Raw genomic sequence first — 6,661 nt, 5'->3', positions numbered from 1 at the left:
GTTGTTAAGGAACCTCTGAAAAACTCCTTGCGTACTCAGTCTTTCAGGCTGGTTCGCAATCTAGGCGTGCTTTTGAAGGTGTCCCCTAACTGGGATCGAGATATGTCCATCCATCGAAAAAGCGCAACAACGAGTGCGGGCCAGCCTGAATGACCCGAAGGGCGTGGCCTGAAGCGCACATCTGCTGCGCCTTGCCTCTCGGAAAGGGAACCACCCTGACCATCAAGACAAGACGAAACAGCTGCACGCTTCAGGCCACGCTGAGCATGCAAGGAGTTTTTCAGAGGTTCCTTAACCGGGGTAATGCTCCATAATCCACTGCTGGGCTTCGGCGCTGACTTGCTTGGCTTTTTTATTGTGCGTGTCGATGGGAGGGCTGATACGCAGTGTGATCGTGCCGGGGTAACGGACCCAGGTTTTGCGGGGCCAGCAATCACCACTGTTATGGGTTAGCGCAATGACAGGCACCCCGGCCTGAGTCGCCAGCATGCTGCCACCGTGGTTGAACTTGCCATGGGTACCCGGTGCTTGTCGGGAGCCTTCCGGGAAAATCACCACGCGAAGGCCGCTTGCCAGGCGCTGCTTACCCTGAGACAGCACCGATTTTAACGCGGCCTTGCCATCGCTGCGGTTAATGCGAATGGGATTAAGCAGTGCCAACCCCCAGCCAAAGAAAGGTATCCACAGCAGTTCCCGTTTCAGCACCGTGGCCTGCGGGCTAATCAGCACCTGCAGGTAAAAGGTTTCCCAGCTACTTTGGTGGTTGGCAAGAATGACGCAGGGGGCATCCGTCAGGTATTCCCTTCCTTCCACGTTCACAGTAATGCGGTTGAGGCGGTGGTCCAGCCACATGGCAAAACGGGTCCACAGGTTGATAAACCGGTGGCGGGCGCGAAGTGGCAGGAAGGGGCCAATCAGGACACAGAGGAAACTGTGGAAAATACCGGCAAGGTTATACAGCACGAAAAACAGCGCGCTGCGGACCTTGATCGACAGCGACGGTGGCGCGTGCTGGGTCATGCCTAATCCTTCAAGGTGTGATCAACAAAGTCAGCCAGTGAGTCGTAAATGGCAACCGGGCCCAGGGATTCAGGCAGGCCTTTTTCCAGGGTCTTGTTCCCTTTGCCGGTTCGCACCAGTACCGGTGTGCAATGGCGAGCGACTCCCGCTTCAAGATCCCTAAGGCTATCACCAATCAGGGGCGCTCCGGTGACATCGCCATACTCGGTAACAATCTGGTCGATCAGGCCTGGCAGCGGCTTGCGGCAATCACAGCCGTCATCGGGCCCGTGGGGGCAATAGACGATCTTGCCCAGTGCACCGCCCTGCTCCGCCACCAACTCACGCAGACGCGTGTGCATGGCATCCAGGGTGGCCACATCATAATAGCCACGGCCAATACCGGACTGGTTGGTGGCCACCGTGACGATATACCCCGCTTTACTCAACCGGGCGATGGCCTCGATGCTGCCGGGGATGGGAATCCACTCGTCCACGGTCTTGATGTAGGCATCAGAGTCCTCGTTGATGACCCCGTCGCGATCCAGAATGATGAGTTTGTTCATGGGGCTTGTCTTCTCTCTTTACCGTAGGAGCGGCGCTTGAGCCGCGAATCGGACTTTGAATCACTATAAGACACACAGGCATCACTTTCGGGAGCCTCGGTGGTTTCTGTAGTGATAACAGTCTTGGGGTTGTTCGCGGCTCAAGCGCCGCTCCTACCGCGATATACACAAAGGCCGCTGATCAAGCGGCCTTTGGTTTAGCGTGCTGCGTCTTACTCTTGCAACAGGCTGATATCCGCCACGTTCAGGAACAGGTCACGCAGGAACGCCAGCAGTGCCAGCCGGTTATTGCGGACTGCCTCATCCTCTGCCATCACCATGACGGTATCAAAGAAGGCATCCACCGGCTCGCGCAGGTCTGCCAGCATTTCCAGCACGCTGGCATAGTCGCCGGCCTCCAGCAGTTCGTAGGACTGTTCGAAGGCAGCGACCACCATGTTGGTGAGGGTCTTTTCGGCCTCATCTTCCAGCAGGGCGCCATCGATTTCTTCCGGGGGTGCGCTGTCCAGCTTGGCGAGAATATTGGATACCCGCTTGTTGGCGGCAGCCAGCGCCTGGGCTTCTTCGCGTTGCTGGAAGGCGGCCACGGCTTTTACTCGACGGTCGAAATCCAGTGGTTTTCGGCAGGCCTCGTCAATGGCCAGCACCGACAGGATCACCGGGGTGGCAATGCCCTGTTCCTGGTAGATGGCGCGGTAGCGACCCTTGATAAAGTCGAAGGCGTCTTCCACCTGATTGGAATCGATGCGCTCACCCAGTTGGGCGGCGGCCTGGTCCAGCAGTTCGCGCAGGTCCAGGGCCAGCTCATTTTCTATAATGATGCGCAACACGCCGAGGGTGGCACGGCGCAGCGCGTAGGGGTCTTTGGTTCCGCTGGGCTTCTGGCCGATGCCGAAGATGCCCACCAATGTATCGATCTTGTCAGCCAGGGAGACCGCCATGCCGGTTTTGCTCTGCGGCAGAGTGTCGCCAGCGAAGCGTGGCAGGTATTGCTCATACAGGGCGTTGGCCACGTCGTCTGGTTGGCCTTCGCGCTGGGCCAGGTAGAAACCCATGATGCCCTGCATGGTGTCGAACTCGCCGACCATTTCGCTGTTCAGGTCGGCCTTGCTCAGTTCGCCGGCCAGCTTGGCGTTGTCTGCGTTACCATCGATTTGCCCGGCAATCATGGCGGCCAGGCGGCCGATGCGTTGGCATTTGTCGGCCACGGTGCCCAGCTGCTGCTGGAATACCACATTGGCCAGCCCTTCTGCGTGCTGGGCGAGAGTGCGTTTGCAATCGTTGTCGTAGAAGAAGGCGGCATCGGCCAGGCGCGGGCGAATCACTTTCTCGTTGCCGTGGATCACCTGTTGGGGATCTTTGGACTGGATATTGCTGATGGTAATAAAGCGTGGCATCAGCTTGCCGTCGGCATCCAGCACCGAGAAGTATTTCTGGTGCTCTTCCATGGCACTGATCAGGGCTTCCTGGGGTACCCGCAGGAAGTCGTCATCGAAGCTGCCCATCAGCGCTTCGGGCCATTCCACCAGAGCGGTGACTTCGTTGAGCAGATCCGGGTTGATCTGGGCGACACCGCCTGCCTTTTTGCCCGCCGCCAGGGTCTGCTCTTCGATCATGGCCTTGCGGCGATCAAAGTCAGCGAGGACGTGGCCGTCTTTCTCGATGCGCTCCGCATATTCGCCGGCGTTGGCCAGTTCGATGGCGCCGGGTGCATGAAAGCGGTGGCCGTAACTGGTACGGCCGGATTGCAGATCCAGCAATTCGAAAGGAATCACCTCGTCACCAAACAGCGCCACCAGCCAGTGGGCCGGGCGCACAAACTGCACCTTGCGCTTGCCCCAGCGCATGCGCTTGGGGATTGGCAGTTTCTGGATGGCCTGGGTGAAAAAGGTCGGTATCAGTTCGGCGGCGCTTTTACCCTTCTCGGTGATCTGCGCCACCAGGCGCTCGCCCTTGCCGGTGTCCTGACGGCCCAGCTGGTCCACGGTCAGGCCCAGTGAGGCGGCAAAACCCTGGGCGGCCTTGGTCGGGTTGCCGTCGCTGTCGAAGGCAGCCTGCACGGCGGGACCCTGGCGTTCAATATCGCGATCGGCCTGTTTCTCGTCCAGGTCGCGCACCAGCAATGCCAAACGGCGAGGGGCGGCAAAGCGTTCCACCTCACCGTGGTTGAGGCCGGCCTCATCCAGTTGGCGAACAAATTCGTCGGTGAGCGCGGCACTCAGTGACGCCAATGCTTTCGGGGGCAGCTCTTCGGTGCCCAGTTCAATCAGCAAATCCCGGGACATTATTGCTTCCCCTTCTTTCTATCGCCTTTCTCGGCGGCGCCTTTTTTAGCGGCCTTGTCATCCTGTTTTTGCAGCTCTGCCATCACTTCTTCGCGAATGGCGTCATCCGCCATGGGGAAGCCCAGCGAGCGGCGCTTGTCGAAATAGGCCTGGGCTACCGCCCGGGCCAGGGTGCGCACACGCAAAATAAAGCGTTGGCGCTCGGTGACAGAAATGGCCTTGCGGGCATCCAGCAGGTTGAAGGTGTGGGAGGCTTTCAGCACATACTCATAGGCGGGCAACGGCAGGCCGGCCTCGATCAGTTTGCTGGACTCGCCCTCGAACAAATCGAACTGCTTGAACAGCTCGTCCACATTGGCGTGTTCGAAGTTGAAGGTGGACATCTCCACTTCGTTCTGCAGGAACACATCACCGTAGCTGACCTTGCCGAAGGGGCCGTCGGACCACACCAGGTCGTAGACCGAATCCACGCCCTGGATATACATGGCCAAACGCTCAAGACCGTAGGTGATTTCCCCGGTGACCGGATAGCAGTCGATGCCGCCCACCTGTTGGAAATAGGTGAACTGGGTGACTTCCATGCCGTTGAGCCACACTTCCCAGCCCAGACCCCAGGCACCCAGGGTGGGTGATTCCCAGTTGTCTTCCACAAAACGGATATCGTGCACCAGCGGATCAAAGCCGAGCATGCGCAGCGAACCCAGATATAACTCCTGGATATTGTCCGGTGATGGCTTCAATACCACTTGGAACTGGTAGTAATGCTGCAGCCGGTTGGGGTTTTCCCCGTAGCGGCCGTCGGTGGGCCGACGGGATGGCTGCACATAGGCACTGTTCCAGTTTTCCGGGCCGATGGCGCGCAGGAAGGTGGAGGGGTGAAAGGTGCCCGCGCCCACTTCCATATCCAGTGGCTGCACAACGACACAGCCCTGCTCTGCCCAGTATTGTTGCAGGGCCAGAATCAGGCCCTGAAAGGTCAAAATATCCGTTTGCGGTTGTTCCGCCATGGTGAATCCTGTTATTCGGTAATGGTGTTCCGGTACCAGTCTTGCTGCGAGTGATCGCGAGAGATTGCCGCGAAAGGCGCCAAGTATACCGGCCCGGCCCGGTCGGTGATACCGGTGGCGGCCCCGACCGGATACTGACAGCACGGTGTCAGTAGCTTGGCGCTAGAATGCGGATCGGGAACGGCGGAAGATAAGTGCCGCGTCAGGTTAATTACAGGGAAGGATCATGCGTCGAGCAGAGCGCCTGTTTCAGATTGTGCAGGTCATCGGGGCCAGCCAGTGGACCACCGCCCAGGCGCTGGCCGAGCGGCTGCAGGTGTCCGAGCGCACCATTTACCGGGATGTGGACCATTTGTCGGCCAGCGGCGTGCCGCTGTATTCCCAGGCGGGAAAAGGCTACGCCCTGCTGGAGGGCTATCAGCTGCCGCCGCTGATGTTCAGCGTGGAAGAATGGCAGGCCCTGCTGACCGGTCTGTCCATGGCCCAGGGCTGGGCCGGTCAACGCCAGGCCGAGGCGCTGCGTGCGGTGCAGGAAAAGCTGGCCATGGCGGTGCCCAGCCATCTGCGTGCGCTGGCCTCGCCGGTGTCGGCCCCGGCCTTGCCGGAACGGCGCATGCTCGGGGCGTTGCTGGATCCGCTGCAGCGGGCCATTCGCGAACGCAGCAAGGTGCGGGTGCATTATCGTGACGTTCAGGAGCAGTTCAGCAAGCGGGTTATCTGGCCGCTGGGGCTGTATTTCTGGGGCCACTGCTGGACGCTGGTGGGTTGGTGTGAATTGCGCAAAGCGTTTCGCCATTTTCGGGTGGACCGTATCGTGATTTTGCAGACTCTGGGCGACCGTTATCCGCATCTGCCCGGCCACACCCTGGCCGATTATGAAGCCGCCATGGATGCGCGGTGCACCGACCCACAATCCACCGATCCACAGACCGCCGTCGAGGAGAAAACACCATCATGAACGACCGTTGCCCCTGGTGCGGGGATGATCCGCTCTACCTGCACTACCACGACCACGAGTGGGGCGTGCCGGACCATGACGACCGGAGCCTGTTCGAGTGCCTGAATCTGGAGGGCGCCCAGGCCGGATTGAGCTGGATTACCGTGCTGCGTAAACGGGAACATTACCGACAGGTGTTCGATGGGTTCGATGCCGAGAAGGTGGCGCGCTATGGCGAGGCCAAGGTGGCCGCGTTACTGGCCGACCCGGGTATTATCCGCAACCGCCTGAAAGTGGCGGCGACCATCGGTAACGCCCAGGCGTACCTGACCCTGCGTGATGAGGGCCTGACCTTGAGTGATTTCCTCTGGGATTTTGTCGACGGCAGCCCGCAGATCAACCACTTCCGCAGCCTCAAGGAGGTACCGGCCACCACTCCGGTGGCCGAGGCCATGAGCAAGGCCCTGAAAAAACGCGGCTTCAAATTTGTCGGCCCCACCATCGTCTATGCTTTCATGCAGGCCACCGGCATGGTCAACGACCACCTTACCAGTTGCCCGCGGCACCGGGATCTCATATAGCGGCTAAACCTGTTTCTGCGGGAGGCTGCTGCCCGAGCTTTTTCGAAGCTTGTATGTTTGAATGCTCTTCCTGCAACCATGCAGGACTTGCCGGGGTGGAGGGACCAAAGGAGCATCTGACCCAAGGGTACAGACGGTAGGAGATTTGGCCCCACCCCGCACCTATTCATACGCCGATAAAGAATCCATCGGCTGAGTTGCACCTCAGACCGACGATACCTAGCAAGCCAGCGTTCAGGTGCGCCCCGACAAGCATGTGTAACCTAGCGCAAGGGGCTGTTCAGTG

General features: G+C 59.6%; 6 protein-coding genes. 2 read left to right on the top strand and 4 right to left on the bottom strand.

Annotated features, from left to right (window positions below; translation table 11 throughout):
- Positions 1 to 291: 291 nt before the first annotated feature.
- From A3730_RS13435 to glyQ, 4 genes are all read right to left on the bottom strand, one after another.
- Complete coding sequence (locus A3730_RS13435) at positions 292 to 1,020, bottom strand: 1-acyl-sn-glycerol-3-phosphate acyltransferase (RefSeq protein ID WP_063519957.1); 729 nt, start codon at positions 1,018 to 1,020, stop codon at positions 292 to 294.
- 2 nt (positions 1,021 to 1,022) lie between these two features.
- Positions 1,023 to 1,565, bottom strand: a complete 543-nt coding sequence (gene gmhB, locus A3730_RS13430) for a D-glycero-beta-D-manno-heptose 1,7-bisphosphate 7-phosphatase (protein ID WP_063519956.1) — start codon at positions 1,563 to 1,565, stop codon at positions 1,023 to 1,025.
- A 212-nt stretch (positions 1,566 to 1,777) separates the two neighbouring features.
- Positions 1,778 to 3,850, bottom strand: a complete 2,073-nt coding sequence (glyS, locus tag A3730_RS13425; RefSeq protein ID WP_063519955.1) for a glycine--tRNA ligase subunit beta — start codon at positions 3,848 to 3,850, stop codon at positions 1,778 to 1,780.
- The gene (gene glyQ / locus A3730_RS13420) at positions 3,850 to 4,857 is read right to left on the bottom strand and encodes a glycine--tRNA ligase subunit alpha (protein ID WP_063519954.1); all 1,008 of its coding nucleotides are present in this window, start codon (positions 4,855 to 4,857) and stop codon (positions 3,850 to 3,852) included. Before glyQ ends, glyS begins: the two co-directional genes overlap by 1 nt.
- Positions 4,858 to 5,083: 226 nt before the next feature.
- Here glyQ and A3730_RS13415 point away from each other — a divergent pair, with 226 nt between their 5' ends.
- Together A3730_RS13415 and A3730_RS13410 are read left to right on the top strand one after the other, a co-directional pair.
- Positions 5,084 to 5,815, top strand: a complete 732-nt coding sequence (locus A3730_RS13415) for a YafY family protein (RefSeq protein ID WP_063519953.1) — start codon at positions 5,084 to 5,086, stop codon at positions 5,813 to 5,815.
- Entirely contained in the window at positions 5,812 to 6,375 is a 564-nt protein-coding gene (locus A3730_RS13410; RefSeq protein ID WP_063519952.1) for a DNA-3-methyladenine glycosylase I, read from the top strand. The genes A3730_RS13415 and A3730_RS13410 overlap by 4 nt, the downstream gene beginning before the upstream one ends.
- Positions 6,376 to 6,661 lie beyond the last annotated feature (286 nt).

It is taken from the genome of Alcanivorax sp. HI0044 (assembly GCF_001634945.1).
This window is presented reverse-complemented; position numbering and strand designations above follow the sequence as displayed.

Bases quoted from the DNA above. Each gene is read 5' to 3' on its own strand.
- A3730_RS13435 (WP_063519957.1), bottom strand. From the start codon at position 1,020: ATGACCCAGCACGCGCCACCGTCGCTGTCGATCAAGGTCCGCAGCGCG.
- gmhB (WP_063519956.1), bottom strand. From the start codon at position 1,565: ATGAACAAACTCATCATTCTGGATCGCGACGGGGTCATCAACGAGGAC.
- glyS (WP_063519955.1), bottom strand. From the start codon at position 3,850: ATGTCCCGGGATTTGCTGATTGAACTGGGCACCGAAGAGCTGCCCCCG.
- glyQ (WP_063519954.1), bottom strand. From the start codon at position 4,857: ATGGCGGAACAACCGCAAACGGATATTTTGACCTTTCAGGGCCTGATT.
- A3730_RS13415 (WP_063519953.1), top strand. From the start codon at position 5,084: ATGCGTCGAGCAGAGCGCCTGTTTCAGATTGTGCAGGTCATCGGGGCC.
- A3730_RS13410 (WP_063519952.1), top strand. From the start codon at position 5,812: ATGAACGACCGTTGCCCCTGGTGCGGGGATGATCCGCTCTACCTGCAC.